General features: G+C 50.7%; 1 pseudogene. It reads right to left on the bottom strand.

The features are described 5' to 3' along the window. Positions 1-736, bottom strand: a pseudogene (gene xdhC / locus KIV40_RS34340) (xanthine dehydrogenase accessory protein XdhC); the annotation flags it as partial.

Consider the following 736-nt stretch of genomic DNA (forward strand, 5'->3'; position numbering starts at 1 on the left):
GTCTACATGGCTTGTTTGCTTGGGATCGCTACGATCCTCAGTTTGATAATGTTGGGTAGGGCGCTTCTGTTCAAGCGCTTGTCCCTGATAGTGTGCGATTAGTTCACCAGCAACCGATACCGCGATTTCTGCAGGATGTTTTCCATTCACAGCGCTGATACCAATCGGGCAAATCATGGTGTTAATCTGCTCTTGGCTATAGCCGCGCTGTTCCAAGCGGAAATCGAACTTCTTGCGCTTAGTCAGCGAGCCGATCATGCCGAAGTAACGGCTGTCTTCACGGTCAATAATGGCTTTAGCTAGGTCGAAATCGAGCTGGTGGTTGTGCGTCATCACTAAGTAGTAACTGTTTGGTGGCATCTGTTTCACTTCACCGACTGGGTCGTCAGTGACAAGCTTTTTAACGCCTTGAGGTAAGGTTTCTGGGAACACTTCTTCGCGTTCATCAATCCAGGTTACGCGGAAAGGCAGGGTAGCAACAATGTGTAATAGAGCTTTGGCCACGTGACCTGCTCCAAACAACACCAGATGGTTCTGCTGAGTACCAATTGGTTCGAAGTCAGAGTAGCGATTCCGCCACAGCATTGGCCTAGACGAGCACCAAGGTTGAAGCGCTCGACCTGGAGAGACTTTTCGCTGGCGATCAGCATCTCGCGCGCCATTTTAGTCGCAACATGTTCAAGGTGGCCGCCGTCAATGGTCGCAATGAGGCGATCGCAGGTGACCAGCATTTTTG

It is taken from the genome of Vibrio sp. D173a, assembly GCF_030248475.1.